The 21,128-nt window shown below is 66.3% G+C and carries 25 protein-coding genes; 11 read left to right on the top strand and 14 right to left on the bottom strand.

From position 1 onward, the window contains the following. Positions 1-18 precede the first annotated feature (18 nt). Positions 19-978, bottom strand: a complete 960-nt coding sequence (locus ACTAQI_RS18915; protein ID WP_457947927.1) for a sigma-70 family RNA polymerase sigma factor — start codon at positions 976-978, stop codon at positions 19-21. Between the two features lie 148 nt (positions 979-1,126). On the opposite strand from ACTAQI_RS18915, the gene ACTAQI_RS18910 reads away from it, so the two are divergent. Next, entirely contained in the window at positions 1,127-2,161 is a 1,035-nt protein-coding gene (locus ACTAQI_RS18910) for an NAD-dependent epimerase/dehydratase family protein (protein WP_457947926.1), read from the top strand. Between the two features lie 86 nt (positions 2,162-2,247). On the opposite strand, the gene ccmD is transcribed toward ACTAQI_RS18910, so the two are convergent. Continuing rightward, entirely contained in the window at positions 2,248-2,937 is a 690-nt protein-coding gene (gene ccmD / locus ACTAQI_RS18905; protein WP_457947924.1) for a heme exporter protein CcmD, read from the bottom strand. 185 nt (positions 2,938-3,122) lie between these two features. Between ccmD and ACTAQI_RS18900 the strand changes: the two genes are divergently transcribed. The 5 genes from ACTAQI_RS18900 (at position 3,123) to ACTAQI_RS18880 (ending at position 7,209) form a co-directional block, all read left to right on the top strand. Further along, the gene (locus ACTAQI_RS18900; protein ID WP_457947923.1) at positions 3,123-4,100 is read left to right on the top strand and encodes a hypothetical protein; all 978 of its coding nucleotides are present in this window, start codon (positions 3,123-3,125) and stop codon (positions 4,098-4,100) included. Next, positions 4,100-4,531 carry a phage holin family protein gene (locus ACTAQI_RS18895; protein WP_457947921.1) on the top strand — a complete coding sequence of 144 codons (432 nt, stop codon included), beginning with the start codon at positions 4,100-4,102 and terminating at the stop codon, positions 4,529-4,531. Before ACTAQI_RS18900 ends, ACTAQI_RS18895 begins: the two co-directional genes overlap by 1 nt. Continuing rightward, positions 4,528-5,190, top strand: a complete 663-nt coding sequence (locus ACTAQI_RS18890; protein WP_457947388.1) for a DUF3618 domain-containing protein — start codon at positions 4,528-4,530, stop codon at positions 5,188-5,190. Before ACTAQI_RS18895 ends, ACTAQI_RS18890 begins: the two co-directional genes overlap by 4 nt. 108 nt (positions 5,191-5,298) lie before the next feature. Further along, positions 5,299-6,537 (top strand): YihY/virulence factor BrkB family protein, encoded by a 1,239-nt coding sequence (locus ACTAQI_RS18885; protein WP_457947919.1) that lies wholly within the window; start codon positions 5,299-5,301, stop codon positions 6,535-6,537. A gap of 414 nt (positions 6,538-6,951) precedes the next feature. Next, the gene (locus tag ACTAQI_RS18880) at positions 6,952-7,209 is read left to right on the top strand and encodes a hypothetical protein (protein WP_457947917.1); all 258 of its coding nucleotides are present in this window, start codon (positions 6,952-6,954) and stop codon (positions 7,207-7,209) included. A gap of 144 nt (positions 7,210-7,353) precedes the next feature. On the opposite strand, the gene ACTAQI_RS18875 is transcribed toward ACTAQI_RS18880, so the two are convergent. Genes ACTAQI_RS18875 through ACTAQI_RS18855 form a run of 5 tightly spaced genes read right to left on the bottom strand, consistent with a single transcriptional unit; the run spans position 7,354 to position 11,755 of the window. Further along, on the bottom strand, positions 7,354-8,151 hold the full coding sequence (locus ACTAQI_RS18875; protein ID WP_457947915.1) for a glycosyltransferase: 798 nt from the start codon (positions 8,149-8,151) through the stop codon (positions 7,354-7,356). After that, the gene (locus ACTAQI_RS18870; protein WP_457947913.1) at positions 8,144-9,544 is read right to left on the bottom strand and encodes a PIG-L family deacetylase; all 1,401 of its coding nucleotides are present in this window, start codon (positions 9,542-9,544) and stop codon (positions 8,144-8,146) included. Before ACTAQI_RS18870 ends, ACTAQI_RS18875 begins: the two co-directional genes overlap by 8 nt. Next, the gene (locus tag ACTAQI_RS18865; RefSeq protein ID WP_457947911.1) at positions 9,538-10,626 is read right to left on the bottom strand and encodes a hypothetical protein; all 1,089 of its coding nucleotides are present in this window, start codon (positions 10,624-10,626) and stop codon (positions 9,538-9,540) included. The genes ACTAQI_RS18870 and ACTAQI_RS18865 overlap by 7 nt, the downstream gene beginning before the upstream one ends. A gap of 52 nt (positions 10,627-10,678) precedes the next feature. Continuing rightward, positions 10,679-11,371 carry an O-methyltransferase gene (locus ACTAQI_RS18860; RefSeq protein WP_457947909.1) on the bottom strand — a complete coding sequence of 231 codons (693 nt, stop codon included), beginning with the start codon at positions 11,369-11,371 and terminating at the stop codon, positions 10,679-10,681. 60 nt (positions 11,372-11,431) lie between these two features. Continuing rightward, positions 11,432-11,755, bottom strand: a complete 324-nt coding sequence (locus ACTAQI_RS18855) for a thiamine-binding protein (RefSeq protein ID WP_142131381.1) — start codon at positions 11,753-11,755, stop codon at positions 11,432-11,434. 123 nt (positions 11,756-11,878) lie between these two features. Between ACTAQI_RS18855 and ACTAQI_RS18850 the strand changes: the two genes are divergently transcribed. Both ACTAQI_RS18850 and ACTAQI_RS18845 read left to right on the top strand, forming a co-directional pair. Next, complete coding sequence (locus ACTAQI_RS18850) at positions 11,879-12,535, top strand: TetR/AcrR family transcriptional regulator (protein WP_457947907.1); 657 nt, start codon at positions 11,879-11,881, stop codon at positions 12,533-12,535. A gap of 174 nt (positions 12,536-12,709) precedes the next feature. Then, positions 12,710-12,934 carry a hypothetical protein gene (locus tag ACTAQI_RS18845; RefSeq protein WP_457947905.1) on the top strand — a complete coding sequence of 75 codons (225 nt, stop codon included), beginning with the start codon at positions 12,710-12,712 and terminating at the stop codon, positions 12,932-12,934. Positions 12,935-13,018: 84 nt separating this feature from the next. Here ACTAQI_RS18845 and ACTAQI_RS18840 read toward each other — a convergent pair whose 3' ends face one another. The 7 genes from ACTAQI_RS18840 to ACTAQI_RS18810 all read right to left on the bottom strand — a co-directional run bounded on the left by ACTAQI_RS18840 (position 13,019) and on the right by ACTAQI_RS18810 (position 17,965). Then, on the bottom strand, positions 13,019-13,462 hold the full coding sequence (locus ACTAQI_RS18840; RefSeq protein WP_457947904.1) for a hypothetical protein: 444 nt from the start codon (positions 13,460-13,462) through the stop codon (positions 13,019-13,021). Between the two features lie 83 nt (positions 13,463-13,545). Next, positions 13,546-13,803, bottom strand: a complete 258-nt coding sequence (locus ACTAQI_RS18835; RefSeq protein WP_457947902.1) for a hypothetical protein — start codon at positions 13,801-13,803, stop codon at positions 13,546-13,548. Positions 13,804-13,916: 113 nt separating this feature from the next. Further along, the gene (locus ACTAQI_RS18830) at positions 13,917-14,228 is read right to left on the bottom strand and encodes an AzlD domain-containing protein (protein ID WP_457947901.1); all 312 of its coding nucleotides are present in this window, start codon (positions 14,226-14,228) and stop codon (positions 13,917-13,919) included. Next, complete coding sequence (locus ACTAQI_RS18825) at positions 14,225-15,028, bottom strand: AzlC family ABC transporter permease (RefSeq protein WP_457947899.1); 804 nt, start codon at positions 15,026-15,028, stop codon at positions 14,225-14,227. Before ACTAQI_RS18825 ends, ACTAQI_RS18830 begins: the two co-directional genes overlap by 4 nt. Next, positions 15,025-15,459: a DoxX family protein gene (locus ACTAQI_RS18820; protein ID WP_457951109.1), complete on the bottom strand. Its 435-nt coding sequence runs from the start codon at positions 15,457-15,459 to the stop codon at positions 15,025-15,027. The genes ACTAQI_RS18825 and ACTAQI_RS18820 overlap by 4 nt, the downstream gene beginning before the upstream one ends. A gap of 203 nt (positions 15,460-15,662) precedes the next feature. After that, positions 15,663-17,057, bottom strand: a complete 1,395-nt coding sequence (locus ACTAQI_RS18815; protein WP_457947897.1) for a CoA transferase — start codon at positions 17,055-17,057, stop codon at positions 15,663-15,665. 8 nt (positions 17,058-17,065) lie between these two features. Continuing rightward, entirely contained in the window at positions 17,066-17,965 is a 900-nt protein-coding gene (locus ACTAQI_RS18810) for a glycerophosphodiester phosphodiesterase (protein WP_457947895.1), read from the bottom strand. A gap of 49 nt (positions 17,966-18,014) precedes the next feature. On the opposite strand from ACTAQI_RS18810, the gene ACTAQI_RS18805 reads away from it, so the two are divergent. The 3 genes from ACTAQI_RS18805 to ACTAQI_RS18795 all read left to right on the top strand — a co-directional run bounded on the left by ACTAQI_RS18805 (position 18,015) and on the right by ACTAQI_RS18795 (position 20,960). Further along, positions 18,015-19,376 (top strand): DUF445 domain-containing protein, encoded by a 1,362-nt coding sequence (locus tag ACTAQI_RS18805; protein WP_457947893.1) that lies wholly within the window; start codon positions 18,015-18,017, stop codon positions 19,374-19,376. A gap of 118 nt (positions 19,377-19,494) precedes the next feature. Further along, positions 19,495-19,950: a hypothetical protein gene (locus ACTAQI_RS18800; RefSeq protein ID WP_457946790.1), complete on the top strand. Its 456-nt coding sequence runs from the start codon at positions 19,495-19,497 to the stop codon at positions 19,948-19,950. Further along, positions 19,908-20,960 (top strand): IS3 family transposase, encoded by a 1,053-nt coding sequence (locus ACTAQI_RS18795; protein WP_457946093.1) that lies wholly within the window; start codon positions 19,908-19,910, stop codon positions 20,958-20,960. Before ACTAQI_RS18800 ends, ACTAQI_RS18795 begins: the two co-directional genes overlap by 43 nt. The last annotated feature ends 168 nt before the right edge of the window (positions 20,961-21,128 follow it).

The raw sequence follows: 21,128 nt of genomic DNA, 5'->3' as shown, positions 1-21,128 counted from the left end.
CGCTGGGCAGTTGGGGTGCTACCTGGTCCCGATACCGCCGTGGCGGCGGCCCGCTGCCTTGCCGGCACTGCCGGGATGTCCGGTGCTGCCCGCCCGGTGGAACGGTGCAACCGGGCCGCCCGGGTGGCCTGCCCGGCCCATGCGGGCCGGTGCTCCATTGCCTGCGGAGTCCTCCGGCCTGCTGAACTGGGAGCTCCCCTCCAGCCGGCGCTGCAGTTCCACCAGTACCTTGGCCAGGCGGCGGGATACCTGCATCTGGGACATTCCCAGCCGCTTCCCCAACTGCACCTGCGTTTCCTCGCAGAAGTAGCGCCGGTACAGGAGTTCACGGTCTGAGTCGTCCAGGTCCTGCATGGCATCACGGAGGCAGGCCAGCTCTTCCAGCCGCTCCAGCGGAGTTTCCGGGCAGGCCAGCACCTCGCCAATGGAGGGTGCGTCGGAGTTCGGGTTCACGGCGTCGAGGGAATCCGGGTGCATGCTGCTGGACGCCGAAATGGCCTCCTGCACCTCAGCCGGGTCACTCCCCAGCTCTCCGGCCAACTCGGCAACACTCGGGTTCCGGCCCAGCGACTGGGTCAACTCCGGCTCGGCGCGGAACAGCCGGGTCCTCAGGTCCTGGATGTGGCGCGGCGGGCGGACAACCCATGTCCGGTCGCGGAGGTACCTCTTGAGTTCGCCGGTGATGGTGGGCGCCGCATAGGCGGGGAAGCTTTCGCCCTTGGCCTGGTCGAAACCGCGCGCTGCCTTCACCAGGCCCAGGTAGGCCACTTGATTCAGGTCCGCGCGCTCCCTGCCGCGCGCTTCAAAACGCGAGGCGAGTGCCTCAGCGAGGTCCAGGTACCTGAGGACCAGGTCGTTTTCGAACGCCTCCCGAAGCCGCCCTGAGGGGGCCGGAGGAGTCTGTTGTTGTGCGGGTACCGGCTGTTGATGGTGGACAGACGCAGCGTCCACGGCCAGTGCGGCAAAGGATTCGGGCATGGGTGTTGGTTTCCCTCGGTCTGGTTCCGAAAGCCTGCGGCAAGACTTAGAAGCAGCAAATCATAAGCTTGCTTATAAAACAATCCTTCTCCGTTATAAGCTCGGAATGTACGCGGCAGCCGGACCCACCCAGCAAGGAGTCTTTGTCATGCGCATCGCCATCACCGGAGCCAGCGGAAACGCGGGAACAGCACTGCTGCGCAACCTCCAGCGCCAACTGGCCAGGAAGCCCGGCAGCCTGGAACTGGTTGGAATCAGCCGCAGGCAGCCCGATACGTCCCGGGAACCCTACAGCGGCGTGCAGTGGCACACCCTGGACGTGGGCCTTGACCAGGACATGCCATTGCTGGAAAAGGCGCTCACAGGGGTCGATGCAGTGGTCCATCTGGCGTGGCAGATCCAGCCCAACCGGGACCTGGACCTCCTGCACCGGACCAACGTCACGGGAACCAAAAATGTCCTGGACGCTGCCGCCCGCGCGGGAGTCAAGCAAGTTGTCTGCGCCTCGTCAGTGGGCGCCTACAGCAAGTCCGGCAAGGACCAGCGCAGGGACGAGTCGTGGCCGGCGGAAGGAATGGCCGGTTCGCACTACAGCCGGCACAAAGCCGAGCAGGAAAAGCTCCTGGACCAATTCGCGGCCGCTGAGCCAAGCATTTCTGTTGCCAGGCTGCGGCCGGCGCTCATTTTCCAGGGAAACGCGGGTGCTGAGATCGGCAGGTACTTCCTGGGCCGCGTCCTTCCCCGGCTGGTGCCGCCGAAACCCTGGCTGCCAATACTGCCGGCCCCGGACAACCTGGTTTTCCAGGCGGTCCATGCGGACGATGTCGCAGAAGCCTATTGGCGGGCGGTGGACCAGCGCGCCAGCGGAGCCTTCAATATCGCCGCCGAGCCGGTCCTGACACCGCAGGAACTGGGGCGCATCCTTGGCGCCAAGAGAATCCTCCCCATCCCCATGCGGTTGCTCCACGCAGTTGTGGACCTGACGTGGCGGGCACGGGTCCAACCCACGGATTCAGGATGGGTGGAGATGGCGGCCGGTGCGCCCATCATGGACACCAGCCGGGCGCGGCTGATCCTGGGATGGGAACCAAAAGTGTCGTCGATTGACGCCGTCAAGGAACTTCTTGCGGGCATGGGAACGGGGGAAGGAGTCAACCCTTCCCCCGTTCTCAAGCCGCGCTGACGCCCCTGGAAGCAGCGCCCAGAGGCGCCGACGGAGAGGCAGCACTAAAAGGGCCGCCGCGGGTTTGGCCGCGGCGGCCGCAAACTTCAGATCCCCGTGCGCGGGTTGTCCTCGTCGCGGACATCATGCCCAGCGGCAGTGTCAGCGGCGTCAGTCTGGCGCCTCCGTCCGGATTCTGCCTCCGGGATCCCGGTATCGGCACCGGCAGCAGGAGTGTCATGGTGCCCGCCGGGGCTGCGTCCGGCGTCGGCATGCCCGGCGTCGGCCTGCGCACCGTTCCCATACCCTGCTTCCCGGCCCAAGCCAGCGCCCGCGGCCCCGGCAGGACCCGCGTGGGCCGGACCGCGCTCATGATGGCCGCCAAACTCCCCTGCCTGGTCGTGCCGGCCGCCAAACTCCTCGCGCCGATCCTGCCGGCCGCCATCGCGCCCGACATCGGGATCGAGCTCGTCCGCCTTCCGGGCATGGCTGGCAACATCACCCCGGAGGGACTGGGCTTCCTGGCTGCGCTGTTCGGCTTCCTGCCGCAGCCGAGCCGCATCAACCTGCGCCTGCTCGGCGTCGGCACGCGCCCGGATGGCCTTGGCCTCCCGTTCGCGGGCGTCGATTTCCATATTCTCGGCTTCACGCCGGATCTCGGCGGCCTTTTCCCGGTGCTCCTGGTCCCGCTTCTCCTGCATGGCCTTCCGGCGTTTCCCGCCAACCAGGAGGAGCAGCACGATCAGCACCACAACAACAACGGCAACCACTATCCATACCCATGGAGCTGTGTCCACGTTTCCCACCACTTTCCACTTCGTTGTGACCGGGCAGGCCCTCGCCATTCCGGCTGACATTTTTGGAACGGTTATAACTTGCTTAGCAAGGGTACTTACCTTTTATTAGTAATCATGCTTATCATTTTACGGCCAGTATTGCTGGTTCTTGATCAACAACCGGCCTTCTTGGAAAGAGAGCGAAGATGACAGAGAACCAATGGCCCGAGGATCCCGCTTACACGGCTCCGCCGGCCCATACAGGAATCCCCGGTGAGCGGCAGCCCGCCACGTTCCCCTCAACCGGCACTCCCCTTGCCGGCGACAGCCAGGCTGGTGACACCTACGGTTCGTCCCGCAAGGACGCCGCCAAGGAAGAAGCAGCCGGCGTGGCCCGGACTGCCGCGGGGTCCGCGCAGAACGTTGCCCAGACTGCGAAGGAAGAGGCAGCGAACGTGGCGCATGAGGCGAAGGCCAATGCCCAGGACCTCCTGCACCAGGCGAAGTCGGGCCTTACCAGCCAGGCCGGCACGCAGCAGCAGAAGGCCGCGGAGGGCCTCCACAGCATTTCCAGCCAGCTGCACAGCATGGCCAGCGCCCCCGACCAGCAGGGCATGGCCAGCGACTTGGTCCGGCAGGCGGCCGAGCGCACCTCCTCGGTTGCGTCATGGCTGGAGAACCGGCAGCCCGGTGACCTCCTGAACGAGGTCCAGCGGTACGCGCGCAACAATCCGGGAACGTTCCTGCTCCTGGCCGCCGGCGCCGGTGTCCTGGCCGGCCGCCTTACCCGCAGCCTCACCGCAGGCGCACCCGAGGCCTCCGCCACCACCGCGGCCGGCACCGGCGCAGCCGGCCTGTCCGGCCAGTACTCCGGCACCACGTACGGCGACCAGTACAACCAGTCCTACCCCGTTGCCGGGGGGACTGTTCCGCCCCCGCCGGTCCAGCTCCCCGGCCCGGCCACCACCACGGCCGGTTACGACGGCGGCGCACCAGGCAGCAGCTATCCCGAGGCTGCAGGTCCGGCCAGCGGCCTGGACAGCCCGCAACTCGTAGAAGAACCCTGGTCGGGGAACCAACTCTCCGACGACCCGCTCCGTGACCGCGCTCTTGCAGACGACCCCATGGCAAACGACCCCCTTACCCAGGACCGCACCCGGGGCGGCCAGACGGGTGGTCTGTGATGAGTAGCCAGATTCCCGAGCCGCCGCCCAGTGCGGCGCATGTGAAAGCGGACAACGCGTCGCTGGGTGACCTGCTCGGGGACGTGACCCGGGACCTGTCCACCCTGATGCGCCAGGAAGTGGAACTGGCCAAGGCCGAACTCAAACAATCCACCTCCCGCGCAGGCAAAGGCGCCGGCATGCTCGCCGGCGCCGGGATCGGCGGACACTTCGTCCTGCTCTTCCTCTCGCTGGCCCTGATGTGGGCCCTGGGCGCCATCATGGCCCTGGGCTGGTCCGCGCTGATCGTCGCCGTCATCTGGGCCATCATCGCCGCCGTCCTGGCCTCCATTGGCCGCAAGGAACTCAAGCAGATCAAGGGCCTGCCCCAAACCGGGGAAACCCTCTCAGAAATTCCCCCAACCCTAAAACCAGGTGAGGTAAACCGATGAGCGAAAACCCTGACGTCATCCGCGCAGACATAGAAGCCACCCGGGCCCGCCTGGGCACCAACGTCGACGCCGTGGCCGACAAAGTCACCCCGTCCAACATCGTCCACCGCCAAACCGACAAAGTCCGCGACGCCGTGACCGGGGTGAAGGAGAAAATCATGGGAGCAGCAGACACCGCCACCACCAAGGTCCACCACACCACCAACACCGGCGCCGGACACACCACCAACGCCATGCACTCCGCCGGGGACAGCCTCCACCAGGCATCAGACACCGTCTCAGCCAAACTCTCCGACGCCGGCCAGGCCGTCTCCAACGCACCGGACCAGGTCAAAGCCAAAACCGCCGGCAACCCCCTGGCCGCCGGGCTCATCGCGTTCGGCGCCGGCATGCTCGTTTCCTCGCTGATCCCGGCAAGCCAAAAGGAACGCGAAGCCGCGGACCAACTCAAAACCGCAGCCCAGCCCCTGGCAACCCAGGTCACCGACGCCGCCAAAACCATGGCCCAGGACCTCAAGGAACCCGCCCAGGAAGCCATGGAAAACGTCAAGGCCACCGCCACCGACGCCGCCCAGAACGTCAAGACCGAAGGCCAAACGGCCGCCACCGACGTCAAAGACCGCGCCACCGACGCCAAAGACAACGTCCAAAACACCTAACCCGGCCGGTCACGGCACCGCGAAGGCAATAGCTTTGTCCGACAGGCCGGCACCGCTTCCCGCGGAGCCGGCCTGTCCGCTTCGCCCCCTGATTTGAGAGGACACCCCATGGCCACTCACGACACATCCGAGACCAGTACCGCCAAGGCGGGCCAGGCTCCGGACCCAAACGACTCGAGGAAACCCGGCAGGCCGAGGGACTTGGAAAAGCCGTCCTGGAAGTACATCGCCAAGAAGACGCTCCGCGAGTTCAGCAAAGACCAGTGCCCCGATCTGGCAGCGTCACTCACCTACTACTCAGTGCTTTCGATCTTCCCGGCGCTGTTGGCGCTGGTGTCCCTCCTCGGGATCTTCGGGGACCCGCAAAAGACCACCTCCGCACTGCTCGATATCGTCCAGGGTTTCGCCCCAGGCCAGACCGTCGACACGATCCGCCCGCTGGTCCAGGACCTCGCCAGCTCCTCTGCCGCCGGCCTCACGTTCATCTTGGGCCTCCTCACCGCTCTCTGGTCCGCCTCCGGCTACGTCGGCGCCTTCGGCCGGGCGATGAACAGGGTCTACGAGATCGATGAGGGCCGGGCGTTCGTGAAGCTGCGGGGCACCATGCTCGGCGTCACCGTCGTGAACCTGCTGATCGTCGTCGTCATCGCGGCGATGCTCGTACTGAGCGGCCCTGTGGCAGAATCCGTCGGAAACCTGATCGGGCTCGGCGGCGCCTTCCTGACCCTCTGGAACATCGCCAAGTGGCCGGTGATGCTGGCGCTGATTATCGTTGCGATCGCCATTCTCTACTACGCCACCCCGAACGTAAAGCAGCCGAAATTCCGCTGGATGAGCATGGGCTCCGCCATCGCCGTAGTGGTGTTCCTGCTGGCCTCGCTGGCCTTCGGCTTCTACGTGGCATACTCCAACAGCTACAACAAGACCTACGGCGCAATCGGCGGTGTGATCGTCGCGCTGCTGTGGCTGTGGATCCTGAACATGTCCCTGCTTTTCGGAGCCGAGTTCGACGCCGAGACGGAGCGGGGACGGCAACTCCAGGCCGGGATTGAGGCTGAGGAGACCATCCAGCTGCCGCCGCGGGGTACCAAGAAGAGCGACAAGCTGCAGAAGCAGGAAGAGGAAGACATCAAGCACGGCCGTGAACTCCGGGAGAAGTACAGCTCGGAGGGCAACCAGAACGGCGGGCACGGAGCCGGCGACAGCGGCAACGGGCAGCTTGCCGGCAACGAACAGAACGGCGAGACCCACGGTGAGCGGCACCGTGACAGGGTTCGCGAGAAGGTGCAACACCGCGCCGGCAACGGAGAGTCCGACGACGGCGGCCGGCCCGGCGGGAGCGCTTAGGCAGACAGGCGCAGCCGCCGCAGGGGGACTAGGCAGGACCTTCGAGATGGAGGAAAATTCATCTTGAAGGTCCTGTTTGGTTTTCCCGGGATGCAGCAAACCCGGGCTAAGGCGGGGTCGGCGGTGAGATGGCCTCTTCTGAGACCGAGGCCAGTCCCCCCAGTCGCCGTCGGCCCCCTCAACCCCGCCCGGTACCCGGGCGCCCCTTAACAGCGCGCAACTTTAACACCACGAAACCGTACAGGGCCCGGCCCGATGGGGCGCGGCCCGGCAAGGTGGGCCCGGACCTGGTCCAACTGGACAAAGCGCGTTGAACTGCAATAATTTCTTCAATACCTCGCCGGGATCCTCCGGAAACCGGCAAGGCCGCTGAAGCAGACGGCGGAAGTAACTGTCGACCCCTTATGAGCGGACATGCCTGCTACCCATTTTGAACAGTTTCTCGCCGAAGCAGTTATCGCGGACAGGGAGCCCGGGCTGGGCCTCGGACGCGACGAGCTATACGGTCTTTATACGAGTTGGTGCCTCCTGCACAAGGCGGAACTCCAGCCACCGGCAGCCCTGTGGAAAGCCATGCAGGACGCCGGAATCAACCCGGACAGCAATAACCTCTCCATGACTGGGCCAGCCGCGGCGGACTACATCGTTGCCAGCGCTCCGGACCTGGTCTGACAGTAAACGGAAGGGCCTTCTGAAGCCGGCCCACGGGAAGGCCAGGGACGCCATCACCGGAGATTGAGTCTTTGGGGACCAAGGGCTGTTGCCGCCAGGCAACAGCCCTTTGTCGCGCCCGGGCGGTCCCTGTCGGGGGTGGGCCTACGACTGAGCAAGCGCCAGGAGGTAGGCGGCGAACCCCCGCGGCGCCCGGCCTGCAGTCCTTCCTGATGTGAGGACCCGGGTAGTGTCGGTGGCAACAATGCGCGCGCCGATGCTTCGAAGCCGGTCCACCAGCGCCTGGTCTTCATCGAAATCGACGCCGGGGAAGCCACCTGAGGCAAGGTAGGAAGAGGCACGGACTCCAAGGTTGGCACCGTACACATGGGAGTGGTCCTCGGTGCCGCCGTGCCGGGCATGCCAGCGGGCCAACAGCTCGTGGTGCAGGTCGAGGGGGTCCGGCTGCACCGTGCCAAGGACAACATCGGAACCGAGTGCGGCCAATTCCAGCTGCCGCACCAGCCAGTGTCCGGGCACGCAGGAATCGGCGTCTGTGTTGGCCAGCCAGATCCCCTGCATCGGATCACCTACCGCCGCTCCGAGGGCCTGCAGCGGCCTGTTTGCGTTCCCCAGCGCGGCACTGACCCCGGCCTGCCGGCTTTTTCCCACACTCCCGAAGTCCACGGGCAGGAGCACGTAGCGTGGGTCTCCGGCAGCCAACTGGGCGGCAATCGAAGGGGACCGGTCAGTGCAGCCGTCCAGGACCACCACCACGCGCACGTTGACATCCGGCAGTTCGGATTCGGTCCGGTCCGCCGCGCAGTTGACGGCGGTGAGCGCCCGTTCCAGGTGCTGCTCCTCGTTGTGGGCCGGAATGACAACCGCAACCTGCTGGATGCTGTGGATGCCTGGGACAGCCGGGTCCCCTGACGTATCTCCCTGCGGGGGCACCTTAGTCATCCGGCCGCCCGCCGCCGGCCGGGGCAACCAGGGCTTCGGCCACCAGGACTTCCAGCACGAAGTCACGTTCCTGGTAGAGCCCGGCGGTCCGCCACTCCAGCCGCTGCCGGGCCAGCGTGTGGACGGTGTCCCCGTTGAGTTCCCAACCCGCTATGGGATGCCGCCAGTGGCACAGGAGAAGGGTTCCGCCGGGCTCCAGGGATGCCTCCACCCGGTCCCACAATTGCGCCAGCTCCTCAACGGCCAGGTAGTAGCCCACCTCGGAAACGACCACCAGGTCAAACGTTCCTCCGGGCCAGGATCCGGGTACGACCCGCTGCTCCACCTGGACCCCGGACGTGCCCTCCAGCAGTTGCTTGGCGCGCCGCACTGCGGTTCCGCTGGCGTCTACCGCCAGCAGGTTGCGGCACCGGGTGGCCAGCCCCGCCGTCAAGGTCCCGATCGAGCAGCCCACTTCCAGGCCGCGTTCGTAAGATTCCGCCGGAAGCGCCGCAAGGGTGAGAGCGCGTTTGCGCCGCTCATACCAACTCCCGGTGTAGTTCCAGGGATCCTCGGCGCCGTCATGGACCCCGTCGAAAACCAACTCGGCGTCACTGCTGGAATGCGGCCTTCCGGATGCACTTGGCGCAGGCGTCCAGGCGAATACCTCATAGCCACGGGAGAAGTGCTCCAGGAACGGCCCGCTGAGCAGTGTTTCGTCCCCGGGAAGAGGCGAGAGTGGCTGCACCTGGGTCGCATGCTCCGCCATGGCGCGCTTCTTGGCCTCGCGCGCCTGCTGGTCCAGATGGAAGCGGACCCACTGCCGCCAGTCACCGTCGCCGGGCGTGGCCCAGTGCCAAAACCAGATGGGGTACTCCAAAAGTGCATGGCCGTCGCGCCGGGCAACCCCAGACGCCACCGCACCGAGGGCATCGTGGTCGCCGTGGCCGTCGGCCCGGTATGGGGCCACGAGGGCCAACCGATCCGGGTCGCCGGGCAGCCGCCGTGCTGCGTCCCGGACGGCACGGGCGATCGCTTCTTCGTGGGCACCCAGTCCGCGGTCCGGCAAGCCGAGGAACGTCCAGTGGTCCGCCAGGCCCAGGGCGGCCAGGGCCGCGGAAAATTCGGCAAGCCGGATGGTGGCCAGCTGCTCCGGGCTCGTGGTGGGCGAATCCGGGTGCGACCCCTCCCCCGCGGTACAGAGCAGGACTTCAACCCCTGCTCCCAGCGCCACCAGCGAGGCCATGAGCCCGCCGGCGCCAAGTGTTTCGTCGTCCGGATGCGCTGCCAGGACCACGAAGCGCATGCCCGCCAGTTCGGTGGGATCGAGCGGCAGCTCCGGCGCCACAGCCAGTCCACTCCGGGCCCAGTCCGCCTCGCCAGTCCCCTGGTCCGCGTGGGAAAAGGTCACCACGGGCAGTCCCCCTTGAGCGCAAGCCGGCCCAGTTGGGCATCATCCCGCGCGCCATGGTGCTGCCGCACATAAAGCGCCAGGTCCGCCATCTTCTTGGCGTACGGTTCGTCAAAGGCGAGCGGACCTGGACCGCGGTTGGAACCCACCAGGTAAAGGACACGTTCGACGGCGGCGGCAACGGTTCCGCGCACGCGCTGGGCCTCGCTCCAGGTGCTTTGGTTCCCGTCGGCACCGAGCGTGCCGTGGTCGATGCGGTCTGCCGTGCGGGCAAGGTACTGCAGGGCGGCGGCGATGGTTCGGTCCACCTCGCCCAATGCTGCGAGGGCCAGCTGGTCCGGCTCCCGTCCGGTGTCGGCAGCTGCCAGCAGGCCGTCACGGAAGTCGCGTGCAACGCCCACGGCTCCGCCCAGCCAGCAGGCAGCGACGCCCATACCACCCCAGGCAAAGCCCGGCCGGCTGTGGTACCAGCCGGTTCCACCCACAGGCGTCGCCGGGACCTGGTCGAAGTGGACAGTTCCACTGGGTATCTCCCGGAGCCCGCGTGCGATCCACTCCGGTTCCTCACCTGCCACGCCGGGGTGGCGAAGGCTGACCGCGAAAGCCGCCCTGCCGCCGTCGTCCGTGTGGGCGGTGATGATGGCGCAGTCCAGGCGCCCGGCAAGTGAACACCAAGGCTTGGAGCCGTTGAGGACAAGCCCGGTACCTGCGGACCGCGCCTCAAGCCGGGCGTTTGGTCCCTCTGCGGCGAAGACGCCCCACGCAGCTTCCGCGGCACCCTCCGGCACGGGGTCGACGGCCGGAAATGCCTGGGCGGCCTGGGCAAGAATGGCGACCGCGTCGAGGTGCGGCTCAAGCACCCGGGCCGCGGCCACGTCCGTGGCAGCAACAGATGCCAGGAGTTCCCACAACACGGCGGTGCGTCCTTCACCGGGCCGCGGCCACGTCCGTCCGGCCTCTACAGCCAGTGCCAGCAGGGCCGGGACGTCACCAATTGCACCGGCGACTGAATCAAGGACCGAAACCCAGGGGGAGAGCGCGGCGGGCGCGGAGCTTAGGAGCACAGGTGTAGGTGGCGCTTGCAAGTACGTCCTCCATGGAAGATGTCCGGTGGGGCACCGGACGCATCTCCACAGCTTACTTACTGTTTTGCGGGAGGATGCGCGCCAGCGCGAAGCCGTCCCAGCCTTTGGAGCCGACCGTCTGGATGACGGTGGCGTCCAGCCGCGGGTGGTCACCGAGCATCTTGAGCGCGTCAATAATGCCCGGTGCGTTGACGGGGTCGATGTCCGGGTCCAGGACAGCACCCTCCCAGATGGTGTTGTCCAGGATGACGGTGGCTCCAGGCCTGCCCAGCCTGACGGCCCAGTCGAGGTAGCGGCTGTTGTTCTGCTTGTCTGCGTCGATGAAGATGAAGTCGAACGGCTCCCTGTCCTCCTCCTCGAGGGCAGCCAGGGTCTCCAGGGCAGGCCCCAGCCGGATCTCCACCCCTTCCCCCAGGCCCGCGGCGTCGATATTGGCCCACGCCACCTCAGCATGCTGGGGCAGGTACTCGCAGGTGACGATCTTGCCGTTGTGTGGAAGCCCCCGGCCCATCCAGATGGTGCTGTAGCCCGCCAGGGTCCCGATCTCCAGGATGCGGCGGGCACCGGACAGTTGGACCAGGAGCTTCAGCAGCTTCCCGGCGTTTGGCGCCACCTCGATGGCCGGCATTCCGGCTTCAGCCGCGGTGCTGATGGCATGCTGGACCGCACTGTCCGGATGCACCACAGTGCGGGACAAAAACTCCTCAGTGGCAATCCACTCCGGCCGGGGTTTGTGCTCGAACATGGGCACAGTTTGGCATGCGGCGTTCCGGCGGTCCAGACACTTTGGCCCCTTCGAAGAGGCTTAGGGCTCCTGCGCCAGGGCGTTCTCCAGGCGGTCCACTTTCGCAGTCAGCTCCCCGCTGTAACCGGGCCGGATGTCTGCTTTGATCACCAATGAGACACGGCTGCCGTAGCGCCCCACAGCTTCGGTGGCGCGCTTTACGACGTCGAACACTTCGTCCCACTCACCTTCAATGGTGGTGAACATCGAATCCGTCTGGTTGGGCAGCCCGGACTCCCGGACGATCTTCACTGCGGCCGCAACGGCGTCGTGCACTGACGCGTCGTTGGGCCTGGAACCTTCGCTGGGAACGCCTGACGGAGCAACAGAAAATGCAAGCAACATGCTCCCCAGTCTCCCACGGGGCCGCGGACAGCTGCAGGCGTGAACACCGCCCGCCGCCGTCACATAAGCGCCTACCCTGCAGTAACCGTGTTGGCCCGGGGCTCCGTTGCTACCCTTTTGGGCATGAGCCTCGCAGTCGCCCGAAAGCCCCTCCGTGCAGACGCAGCGCGGAACGTGGACAAGATCATCACGGCGGCGCGCCAGTGCTTCCAGGAGTTCGGCCCGGAAGTACCGCTCCAGACCATCGCAACCACGGCTGGCGTGGGCCCTGCAACGCTCTTCCGCAACTTTGCGGACAAGGAAGAACTGGTGCTTGCCGCGCTCAACCGGCAGCTCCGGCTCACCGTGGACCCCGTCATGGACGGCGCCCTTGCCGACATCGACGCCGCTGCAGGCCTGCTGCGCGTCCTGGAAGCCCTGATGGCGGCAGCAAGCGACGACGCCAACCTGCTGTGTGCGGTGGCGGGCCGGCGCGAGCTCCTCACCGGAATTACAGGATCGCTGATGGAATCCATGAGCATCCTGCTGGCGCGCGGGCAAGGCCAGGGAAGCCTGCGCCCGGACATCTCCATGACCGATATGTTCCGGCTGCTGGCCATGCTGATCGGCGTGGTGGACACCATGGAACCGGGCTCTGACGCCTGGCGCCGGCCGCTGGCCCTGGTTGAGGATGCCATCCGTACGGTCCGCCCGTCGCGCCCGCTGCCCGTGTTCGTGCCAGTCCCGGCTGCCCCTGGCTTCACCACCGGGCCGGTCCAGCCCGGCGGCCGGCCGGAGTAGGCCTGCCGCGGCGCGACGCTGACTGCCGCGTTTGCGTTGTCAGCCGAGTCCGTTGTTAGCAGTGGGTACGTGCAATACACTCGAAGTTGGGGTTAGGCAGCCAGCCTCAGGCACTTCCACGTTGGAGCGATCCATGCACTTCGCGCCTGTCCGCAACACGACGGTTGCACTGCAATGAACCACTCAAAGCTTCTCCACTACCTCACAGATCCCCTTGGGCCGGAGGAAGTCCTCCCCACCCTGGCAACCGGGGAGCTGCTGGAACTGCTTGATGCCCTGTACCAGAACCTTGACACCCCAGAGCCCGAGTTCGGCGCGCAGGTTTGGTATGAGATGGGCGTCGAAGAAAGTTGCCGCCGGGCAGTCTCACCTGACGGCGCCGCCCACGGGGTAGCTTAGCCCACCGCCTGCCCCGGCACTTGGCTTTGCTCCGGCACTTGGCTGCCGGTCAGTGCAGACCGGCAGCCAGGTACCGGCCGGCCGTCAGGGCTTGTCGGCTGTCGTTTCCCCGGCCCCGCTGTCCCCGCCTTGGGCGTTGCTCTCAGTCCCCTCGCCGGGCTGGTGCGACTCCTGGCGCGTTGCCTCAAGGTCTTCAGGACCAGGGTGTTCATGACCAAATTGCTCGTGGCCTGCGTGTTCGTGTCCTTCATAACCGTGGCCCGGGTGTTCATGGAACTCGTTGGGCACGTGGTCCTTCGCTTCCATCAGGTGCTGCTGGAGTTTCTCTTCCGCATCCCGGCGCCTCCTGGCAGTGTCGCGCAGTTCCCGGGTTGATTCCGAGCCGCGCGGGTCAAGATAGGCGGCCCGCGACTTTGCGGTCTGCTCTGCTGCCGGCACTCCCGTGCCTTGTTCTCCCCTGACGTTCTCGCCGGTGTCCTCGGTGCCCTGGCCGTCCTGCGGCTCGACAGGCCGTGACTGTTCGTCCATCTCGATTCCTCCTTTGGTGGCCGCCTGGGTGTGGGCTGCCTCTCTTCCAGTGCACCACATATGGCGCCCGGAATGCTGGCCGCCTAGGGGGTTCCCGTGTCTGCGCGCTTGCGGATTTCCCGGCGCACCAGGGCCTGGAGTGCAGGCACGGACGACGACGGATCAAGGTCAAGTGCTTCCCGAAGCCGTTCGGAGAGAAGTTCCAGGTCCTCTTCCGGTACGTCCGAAAGTCCGGAAAAGCGCTTAAAGAAGCGTTTGGCAGGGAGGCCCGCCCGCCGTCGGGCGTTCTTCTGGCGGAGCCTGCCCGCCAAACCGCCTGCCGGATGCAGCTGATTTTCCATGGTTACCGTTCATAGGGAATCCATGGCCAACTGCATAAGCCGATCTCATAGTACAACCGGCACCGGCCCAGTAAAGTGACGTGAATCACTCCGTTGTGCGCGGGGCTGCCGGATTAGTTCCAGCCCAGAAACCTCAACAGCGCCGCAGTGCCGGCTCCGGCGATGACCACCACCAGGAAGGGTGGCCGGAAAACCAGGGCGATCGCTGCCGCGGCGAGCGCCCCCAGCCTGGCGTCGGCAGCGAGCCCCTGGCCCGACACCGCCGCATTCACCACGGTCAGCGAGGCAAGCAGGCCGATAGTCATGGTCCCTGCGACGCGTGATGCCCGCGGGTCCTCAAGGAACTTGGCAGGAACAAAGTAGCCCACGATTTTCCATGCATAGGCAAGCCCGCAGGCAATGAGCAGCCAGATCCACAGGCTCATGCGCCTGCCTCCGGATCGGCGCTTTCCCTGTGCCCGGTTCCCGCACCACGGCTGTCCCGGCCCGGGCGATGGCCGGAGTGGTGGCCGGGGCCGTGGGCGCCGTATGGCTCGACGTCGGGCTCAAGGCCTTCGTCACGACGGCCGTGGCTGAACCAGCCCACCAGCGCCGCCACTACTGCGGCCACCAGGATGGGCACGCCCGCCGGCACAAAGGGAACAGCAACTACCGTAGCCACGGCACACACCACCGCGATGGCGATGGGTTCCCTGCCTTTGAGCCGGGGCCAGAGCAGCGCCAGGAAGGCGGCGACCGCGGCCCCGTCAAGCCCCCACTGCTTGGGGTCACCCAACCCGCTCCCGGCGAGCGCCCCCACCGCCGTGAAGAGGTTCCACAACACGTAGACGCCGATCCCGGCGGTCCAGAATCCACGGCGCTGCTCAGCCGGGTCCGTCTGGCCCGTGCTGGTGGCAGTGGATTCGTCGATGGTCAGCTGCGCGCCGATGAACTTCCGCCACCCGGTGGGCCGCAGCAGCGCGTTCAGCTGCATGCCGTAGATGCCGTTGCGCATGCCCAGGAGGGTGGCAGCGCTCATGGCCGCGAGGCCCGAGCCTCCGCCTGCCACAACCCCAATGAACGCGAACTGCGAGCCGCCGCTGAAGAGGAGCAGGCTCAGGGCCATGGTCTGCCAGAAGTTGAGGCCGGACGTCACCGCGAGCGCCCCGAAGGACACGCCGTAAAGGCCAGTGGCAATGCTGATGGAAATACCCACCCTGACCGCTGGCGAGGCCAGCAGCTTCACCCGCGGCCTCCCGGGTTACGGCCGGGCGCTGCCCGTTTCCGCAGGCTCCAGGCCCACAGGATCAGCGGCGCCTGGAGTGGAAGCCGGGCGGCGTGGATCTTCCGCCGGAGGGGCGTCCCTTGCGGACCGTACGCCCTCACAAGCGCGTCGACGTGCCCTGCCAGGAACGCGGTGAACATCGCCGTAAGGGCAGTGGCTGTCAGCCTGCGGGTGGGCGGGAGGAGAATTCCGACGGCGGCCGCCAGCTCCAGCAGGCCACTCACGGCGATCCACTCGTCCCTGGACAGGACGGCCAAAGGATGCTGGGATGCAGTGCTTTGGGTGGTGTCAGTCGTCGGATCCTGGCGGCATAGATATTCCGGGACTACGTCGCGGTAGAAGCCGGGGTCCCTGAAATGCTTACCGGCGCTGGCAAGCAGGAGGGCTCCCATGGCAGCTGCGGACAGGTGCTGTAGGGCCGCGCCTTGAATGGATCGGCACGAAGCGGACAGGCCCTTAGCGGCGGGGACGGACCTGGGAAAAGACATGGAACCACTCAATCACAGCCACAGCGGAGCCCAGAAACCGGCGTTTGAGCCAATGCGGTAAAGGCGACGGCGGCAAGGCGACGATGGCAAGGCGGCTCCGCGTGGCTTCACCTCCAGGCGAGCGGCGAGCTTCCGTACGGCGGCGGTGGGGACTGATAGTCCAGCGGCTGGCCCGCGTCCAGCAGGGGCGGACCGACGTAGCGGAGATCCCCGTAGCTGCTATCCCTGAATCGGTATTCGGGCGCGGGCAGTTCCGCTGGGCTTTCTCTGCGGTCCGGGCTTTCTGTGTTCCTCGCGCTTTCCGCGTTATTCGACAGGGAAAACAGTTCCTCGGAGGTGCGCGCCAGCGACAGGTGGGCGGCGCCGCCCATGCCCCCGTGGCGGCGCCCGGCCAGAAGGCGGACGGCCGCCGCGGCCACCCCGTACCCGGTGGCGTGGTCCAGCGCCTGGACCGGAAGGGCTCCGGGGCGCCACCCGCCGTCGTCGTCCTCTTTGCCGCAGACGTGCGCGATTCCGCTGGCGGCCTGGACGATGCTGTCAAAGCCGCGCAGGACGCTCCACGGCCCGCTGCCGCCCCAACTGTTGAGGGTGACCACCACCAGTCTTGGATGTGCTGCCAGCAGTTCCCGCGGGTTGAGCCCAAAGCGGTCCAGGGCGCCGTGCCGGTAGCCGGTTACCACGACGTCTGCGCCTGCCAGCAGTTGCCTGAGGCGGTGCTGGTTTGCCGGGAGGCCCAGGTCGGCTGCCGCGCTGCGCTTGCCAAACGCGGTGTCCACGAACTGGTCTTCGATCTCGGGAAAGGCGGGCGGGTCGATCCGCAGAACGTCTGCTCCGAGCGCTGCCAGCAGGCGGGTGGCGACCGGCCCTGCGATCACCCGCGTCAGGTCCAGGACCCGAATCCCGTCCAGCGGCAGGCCGGTGCCGCCGTCGTTGCCCTTACCCTGGCTCTCACCGCCGCCTGTCACAGCCGTTGCCGCCCCAAAGTCCTGCAGCCCCAACCCGGCCATGGTGCCGTCAGAGTGTTCCACGGCGACCCAGGACCCCGCGCCCGCCGCCTGGCCCATCTCGGAGGCAAGCCACTCCGCGCGGGTTCTGACGGCGGCAGCAATCCCGCCGTGGCCCTGGATGGCCGCCTCAGCCTCGAACGCCGCCATGGAACGAAGGGCGTGTTCAGCCCCTGCCGCGGAGGACGCACCCAGCGCCTGCAGCAGCCGTTGCTCGTGGTGCGGGTAGTTGGCGTGCAGCCGGATCCAGCCGTCGGCGGTGCGCCGGAAGCCGGACAGGGGCGCAAATCCCTGCGGTTTGCGCCCCGCAATGAGCAGGTGTCCGAAGGAATCAAAGGCAGCCGCCGTGAGCCCAGGTGTGGTTCTGAAGCGGCCAGGCGTACCCGCGTACAGGTTCAGTGCATCCGCCGCTGCTTCCACCGACTGGAGTGCCAGGCCTTCGACGTCGAGCGGACCGGCCCACCACCGGGGCCGGGAAAACGGGCCGGGGGCGTCCATGTCCCCCCCTACTTTCCCTGCGGCGAGGCAACGTGGAGCTGGTCAAGGACACGGGCCGGCACGTTGGTGGTGATCTCCTGGATGCCCAACTCCCGGCAGAGCGCCACATCCTCGGGTGAGTCCACGGTCCACACCCTGAAGCGGCGGCCGGAGTCCAGCCAGCGGCGGACGGTGTCCGGCCGCTCACGGACGTACTCGATGCCGGGCCCGGCCATGCCCACCTCGCGGTCGTCCAGGATCCGTTCGCCCTCCAGCTGGGTGGCTTTCATCAGGTTGGCGATAGCGCCCCCGGTAATCGGCCCCACGCCGAGCCCGCCGCGGATTTCGTGGATGGTGAGATCGTCCACGAGCTGGCAGATGTACTGGGGCGGGACAGAAAGAAGCAGGTGGCGGACCGAATCCGGGCTGAAACTCATGAAGGTCACGGCCACGTTGTCCACAGTGGAGCTTTGCGGGTCCCAGCACTCGCTGCGGAGCACCTCCAGGACCCGGTCCTCCAGCTTGAGCTGGTACGGACTCGGATGCTTGAGCTCGATGGCCAGTTTCACGGGACGACCTGCCCCGCGCAGGATGTCCAGCAGCTCCGGGAGGGTGAGGAGCTGCTCCGAGCGCGCCCCGTAGGTTTCAGGGATGCGGACTCCCTTCCAGGACGAGAAATCCAACTGGCGCAGCTCACGGAGCGTTCGGTCGGCTACCGGCCCGGTCCCATCCGAGGTGCGGTCCAGGTTGGCGTCGTGGAGCAGGACAAGATGCTGGTCCCGGGTCAGGTGGACATCGCACTCCACCCCGTCCGCCCCGTCGGCCAGGGCCTGCAGGTAGGCGGCCCGGGTGTGTTCGGCATAGGCGCCGCTTGAACCGCGGTGGGCAAAGACCAGCGGCCGCTGCATCACTGACTCGTCAGTTGTCATGCACACACGGTAGCCGACCGGCTCCCGCCTTCGGGGCTAGGCTTGGCACATGCAGGTGAACTCTGAGGCAACTACTGGGCCAACCACGCAGGAAGCCCCCACCGAAGCCGCGCAGCAGGTGGGGTTGGGCGCGGAGGCGGCAGCCGCCGTCGTACGCCGCCAACCCGGTGCCGACGACGCCGAAAAGGCGGCAGCGCTGCGGAAGATGAAGCTGCTGGCGCTGAGCCTGCTGATTGCCATGGCAGTGATTTTTGTCTTTGCGTTCGCGCTGCAGAAGGAATATCCGTGGCTGCAGTACGTGCGCGCGGCGGCTGAGGGCGGCATGGTGGGTGCGCTGGCCGACTGGTTCGCCGTAACGGCCCTGTTCAAGTACCCCATGGGCATCAAGATTCCGCACACGGCCATCATTCCACGCAGGAAAGACCAGATCGGTGCTTCCCTGGGTGAGTTCGTGGAGACCAATTTCCTCTCCGAGCAGGTTGTCCAGGACAAGCTGGCGAGCGTCAATATCGCCCGCCGCGCCGGTGAGTGGCTGGCGGCGCCCGGCGGCGCCGACCGCGTGGCCAAGGAGGGGGCTGCCGTCATCCGCGGCGCCTTCAAGGTTTTGAATGACGACGACGTCCAGGCCGTCATCGAGGGCATGGTGCGCAAGCACCTGCTCACACCGCCGTGGGGACCTCCGGTGGGCAGGCTGGCGGAGCGGATCTTCCACGACGGACACCATCACACGCTGGTTGACCTGTTGGTGGACCGCGCGGCGGACTGGGTGGACGACAACCACGATACGGTCACCCACCTGGTGTCCGACCGCTCCCCCACCTGGGTTCCGCAGTTCGTGGACGGGCTGGTGGGCGACAAGGTCTACCTCGAAATCCTGAAGTTTGTGCGGGCCGTCCAGGCGGACCCCCGGCATCAGGTTCGGCAGTCGATCGACAAGTACCTCAGCGACCTTGCGCAGGACCTGCAGCATGATCCCGCGATGATTGCGCGTGCAGAGGACATCAAGGCGCAGGTCCTGGGCGACCCCGAGGTGCGCGAGCTCGCGTCCCGGACATGGGGCACGGTCAAGAACGCACTGCTGGGTGCCGTGGACGATCCGGACAGCGAACTCACCATCAAGTTCAAGGCAGCGGTGCGCGATTTTGGGTCGCGCCTGGTGCAGGATCCGGAACTGGCCGGGAAGGTCAACGCCTGGATCGGTGACGCTGCGGGTTACCTGGTCCGGACCTACCGTTCGGACATCGCCGGGGTCATCACGGACACGGTGGCGCGCTGGGATGCCGAGGAAACCTCGCAGAAGATCGAGCTCCAGGTGGGCAAGGACCTGCAGTTCATCCGCATCAACGGCACGGTGGTGGGGTCGCTGGCAGGGCTGGCGATCTTCACGGTGGCGCAGCTGATCTTTGGGTGATTCGCTCGGGGCTTTTCGCTGCGGGTAGATTTTTTCGCTGCGCACATTCCTTTTCGCGCCGGGTATTCCCTGTGTGTCAGCCTGTTGTGTGACACTTCGGGGCGGGGAAGGAACGCCCATGGAAATTCCGACTCGTCCCACAAAGTTTCATCGGTTCTCGGCCCAGCAGAAGTGGGATTTGTTGCTGGAATACGACAAGTGCGTGGACTGGGGTTCCAAGTCCGAGTTTTGCCGCCGGGTTCAGGTGCACTCCGCGACCTTCCGTGATTGGCTTGCTGCCCGGGATGAAGGGCGGCTCCTGCCGCCGGGGGTTCAACCCGGGACAGGTGAGGGGAAGACATGGATGACAGCGCGTGACAGGGATGAACTCAAACACCTTCGGACAGAGAACGAGCGGCTGAAGCAAAAGCTGGAGAAGTCGGAGGCCGCGGTGGAGATCCTGGGAAAAGCTGCCGCGCTCCTGGACGCTATGGCCCGGAGCGCGGCAGCAACAGATCCCCACTTGGACGAACCGGAACCAGGCCGGCCAGAGTGGCTGAAGAAGCCCGTCGACGGGACGTCCTCCTCGGAGTGATCACCGCGTTGAGTGGTGTCGGCTACGGAGTCCGCAGGGCCTGCAGCCTGCTGGGGCTCTCCCACGAGACCTGGTACCGGTATCGCAGAGGCACCAAACGCCCCGGTGTTGTCGTTGCACACCGTGACCGGTCCTATCCGAACAGGATCAGCCCCGAGGACGAAGAGAAACTGCTCCAAACCATTAACAACGAGGAGTATTCCGGGCTCTCCGTCACACAAGCCGTGAGGAGGATGGCTGATGCCGGGGACATCTATTGCTCGATGGCATCTGCCCACCGGATCGTCCGTCGGCATGGCCAGAACGGGGACCGACGCCGCCGAAGATCCGCTGGCGCCGCAACAACCTCCCGCGCGAAACCAGTCCTCCAAGCCACAGCGCCGAACCAGCTATGGTCCTGGGACATCACGATGCTTCGGGGACCCGGCAGACAACACCTCAAGCTCTACACCATCATTGACGTCTTCTCGCGGAAAGTCATGGGCCACCGAGTCGAGCAGGTCGAGGACACAGCACTCGCCCAGGACCTCATCCGCAGCGCAGTCCTGGCTGCCAGGACAGCCCCGAAAGTGCTCCACGCGGACAACGGAGGACCCATGAGGTCCGCCCGGACATGGGAACTGCTGCGCACCTTGGGGATCCGTCCTTCGCATTCCCGCCCGAGAGTCTCCAACGACAACCCCTACATCGAATCCCTCTTCAAGACCGTGAAGTACTCACTCGAATTCCCCGAGCGCTTCGAATCGCTCAAACAAGCTAGAGACTTTGCGCGCTGGTTCTTCGATGACTACAACAACAACCACCTACACAGTGGCCTGAACTGGTTCACACCCACTTCAGTGCACGATGGCAGCGCAGCAGACATCCGGAACCACCGCCAACACGCCCACGAGGCCTACTACCGCCGACACCCCGAACGCTTCCGCAGCCCCCCGGTCACTCCGGCACCGCCCGGGGAAGCCTGGATCAACCAACCCAACCAAACACCCAAACTGTCACAGACAGCTTGATTTATTCCGTATTAGGGGTGCGGGAAGGAACCTGCGCAGCGGGAACGCGTACGACGGCGGCACGCGCTTTTTAGGGTCAAGGCACCTTTGGCCGCGGGTGGCGTTGGCGGCCTGGCGGATTGGGCAGGGGGCGGGCTCAAATGTCAGTGCCTCGTTGGATGATGTCGG

Source organism: Pseudarthrobacter sp. alpha12b (assembly GCF_054130495.1).
The sequence above is the reverse complement of the archived record's forward strand: the minus strand, read 5'-3'. Positions and strand labels throughout refer to the sequence as shown.

Excerpts from the sequence above, each read along its gene's own strand:
- ACTAQI_RS18915 (WP_457947927.1), bottom strand. The coding sequence starts at position 978 with ATGCCCGAATCCTTTGCCGCACTGGCCGTGGACGCTGCGTCTGTCCAC.
- ACTAQI_RS18910 (WP_457947926.1), top strand. The coding sequence starts at position 1,127 with ATGCGCATCGCCATCACCGGAGCCAGCGGAAACGCGGGAACAGCACTG.
- ACTAQI_RS18900 (WP_457947923.1), top strand. The coding sequence starts at position 3,123 with ATGACAGAGAACCAATGGCCCGAGGATCCCGCTTACACGGCTCCGCCG.
- ACTAQI_RS18895 (WP_457947921.1), top strand. The coding sequence starts at position 4,100 with ATGAGTAGCCAGATTCCCGAGCCGCCGCCCAGTGCGGCGCATGTGAAA.
- ACTAQI_RS18890 (WP_457947388.1), top strand. The coding sequence starts at position 4,528 with ATGAGCGAAAACCCTGACGTCATCCGCGCAGACATAGAAGCCACCCGG.
- ACTAQI_RS18885 (WP_457947919.1), top strand. The coding sequence starts at position 5,299 with ATGGCCACTCACGACACATCCGAGACCAGTACCGCCAAGGCGGGCCAG.
- ACTAQI_RS18880 (WP_457947917.1), top strand. The coding sequence starts at position 6,952 with ATGCCTGCTACCCATTTTGAACAGTTTCTCGCCGAAGCAGTTATCGCG.
- ACTAQI_RS18875 (WP_457947915.1), bottom strand. The coding sequence starts at position 8,151 with ATGACTAAGGTGCCCCCGCAGGGAGATACGTCAGGGGACCCGGCTGTC.
- ACTAQI_RS18860 (WP_457947909.1), bottom strand. The coding sequence starts at position 11,371 with ATGTTCGAGCACAAACCCCGGCCGGAGTGGATTGCCACTGAGGAGTTT.
- ACTAQI_RS18855 (WP_142131381.1), bottom strand. The coding sequence starts at position 11,755 with ATGTTGCTTGCATTTTCTGTTGCTCCGTCAGGCGTTCCCAGCGAAGGT.
- ACTAQI_RS18850 (WP_457947907.1), top strand. The coding sequence starts at position 11,879 with ATGAGCCTCGCAGTCGCCCGAAAGCCCCTCCGTGCAGACGCAGCGCGG.
- ACTAQI_RS18845 (WP_457947905.1), top strand. The coding sequence starts at position 12,710 with ATGAACCACTCAAAGCTTCTCCACTACCTCACAGATCCCCTTGGGCCG.
- ACTAQI_RS18840 (WP_457947904.1), bottom strand. The coding sequence starts at position 13,462 with ATGGACGAACAGTCACGGCCTGTCGAGCCGCAGGACGGCCAGGGCACC.
- ACTAQI_RS18835 (WP_457947902.1), bottom strand. The coding sequence starts at position 13,803 with ATGGAAAATCAGCTGCATCCGGCAGGCGGTTTGGCGGGCAGGCTCCGC.
- ACTAQI_RS18830 (WP_457947901.1), bottom strand. The coding sequence starts at position 14,228 with ATGAGCCTGTGGATCTGGCTGCTCATTGCCTGCGGGCTTGCCTATGCA.
- ACTAQI_RS18820 (WP_457951109.1), bottom strand. The coding sequence starts at position 15,459 with ATGGGAGCCCTCCTGCTTGCCAGCGCCGGTAAGCATTTCAGGGACCCC.
- ACTAQI_RS18815 (WP_457947897.1), bottom strand. The coding sequence starts at position 17,057 with ATGGACGCCCCCGGCCCGTTTTCCCGGCCCCGGTGGTGGGCCGGTCCG.
- ACTAQI_RS18810 (WP_457947895.1), bottom strand. The coding sequence starts at position 17,965 with ATGACAACTGACGAGTCAGTGATGCAGCGGCCGCTGGTCTTTGCCCAC.
- ACTAQI_RS18805 (WP_457947893.1), top strand. The coding sequence starts at position 18,015 with ATGCAGGTGAACTCTGAGGCAACTACTGGGCCAACCACGCAGGAAGCC.
- ACTAQI_RS18800 (WP_457946790.1), top strand. The coding sequence starts at position 19,495 with ATGGAAATTCCGACTCGTCCCACAAAGTTTCATCGGTTCTCGGCCCAG.